This window comes from Rickettsia australis str. Phillips, assembly GCF_000273745.1.
In the GTDB taxonomy this organism is placed as follows: domain Bacteria; phylum Pseudomonadota; class Alphaproteobacteria; order Rickettsiales; family Rickettsiaceae; genus Rickettsia; species Rickettsia australis.
The window spans coordinates 1-1351 of the sequence record NZ_AKVZ01000058.1; the positions used below are offsets into that span (position 1 = coordinate 1).

The following is a 1351-nucleotide window of genomic DNA, read 5'->3' on the forward strand; positions in this document are numbered from 1 at the left end:
TAGAACCCCAAGAAGGCAAAATATGTCAAACTATGATCACAAAATAATCAAACCTAAATTAGGATTATTAGAACTTGCAAAACAACTAGGCAGTGTTAGCACTGCGTGTAAAGTAATGGGCTACTCAAGAGATAGCTTTTACCGATTTAAAGAACTGTATGAGACAGGAGGAGAATCTGCACTTACAGATATAAGTCGTAAGAGACCTATACTTAAGAATCGTGTATCAGAACATATAGAACAAGCAGTAATAAATCTTGCTATAGAAAATCCTGCTCTTGGTCAGCTTCGTGCAAGCCAAGAATTATTAAGACAGGGCATTATAGTATCATCCAGTGGGGTTCGTTCTATTTGGCTACGCAATGATCTCGAGACTTTAAAGAAAAGACTCAAAGCTTTAGAAGCTAAATCTGCACAGGATGGTATATTGCTTACAGAAGAGCAACTAGCTGCTCTAGAAAAAGCAAAACAAACTAAAGAAGCACATGGTGAAATAGATACGCAGCATCCAGGGTATCTTGGCTCTCAAGATACATATTATGTAGGTAATATGAAAGGTGTAGGTAGAATCTATCAACAAACATTTATTGATACTTATTCTAGAGTTGCTATCTGTAAACTTTATACTGATAAGACCGCAATAACATCTGCTGATATTTTAAACGACAAAGTAATACCGTTCTTTAATAATCATGAAGTACCGCTACTGAGAATCCTAACAGATAGGGGAACAGAATATTGTGGAAAGGTAGAAAATCATGCTTTTGAGTTATATTTGGCTATTGAAAATATTGATCACACTAAAACTAAAGCTAGATCTCCTCAAACTAATGGAATATGCGAAAGATTACATAGAACTTTAAAAGATGAGTTTTATGATATTGCATTCCGTAAGAAGATTTATAACTCATTAGAGGATTTACAGATTGACTTAGATCAATATTTAAACAAATATAACAACGCAAGACCTCATTCTGGAAAGTTTTGTTATGGGAAAACCCCTATGCAAACTTTCAAGGATAGCATCAAAATTGCTAAAGATAAGTCTATTAATTCTTACTTATCTGACAGCTCTCTTGCTGCTTAATCAATCTCCGCCTGTCAGGTCAAGTGTAGTGTTTTACATCTAACATCGCTATTTGTACTTACATCTGTTTGCTGTTTCCTCTGATTATGCTCTTCATTCGTCATTCTTGCAAATCCTTAAAATCTCATAGTCATTGTATGTTCTAACTCTCTTTCTAGATGTAGCTCCTTAACTTCTGCTTTTACCTTTGTAAAAGTGTTAGCTATTTGCTTCTCATCTACAAAGCTTGGTATATTATTTTGGATCTCATGCTTCATATATTTA

General features: G+C 34.3%; 1 protein-coding gene. It reads left to right on the top strand.

The window, feature by feature from the left end; translation table 11 throughout:
• The first annotated feature begins 22 nt into the window (after positions 1 to 22).
• Positions 23 to 1087 carry an IS481 family transposase gene (locus A452_RS0107550; RefSeq protein WP_017208736.1) on the top strand — a complete coding sequence of 355 codons (1065 nt, stop codon included), beginning with the start codon at positions 23 to 25 and terminating at the stop codon, positions 1085 to 1087.
• Positions 1088 to 1351: the final 264 nt, after the last annotated feature.

What these genes read in the sequence shown, in the direction of transcription:
- A452_RS0107550 (WP_017208736.1), top strand. Translation starts at nt 23, where the DNA reads ATGTCAAACTATGATCACAAAATAATCAAACCTAAATTAGGATTATTA.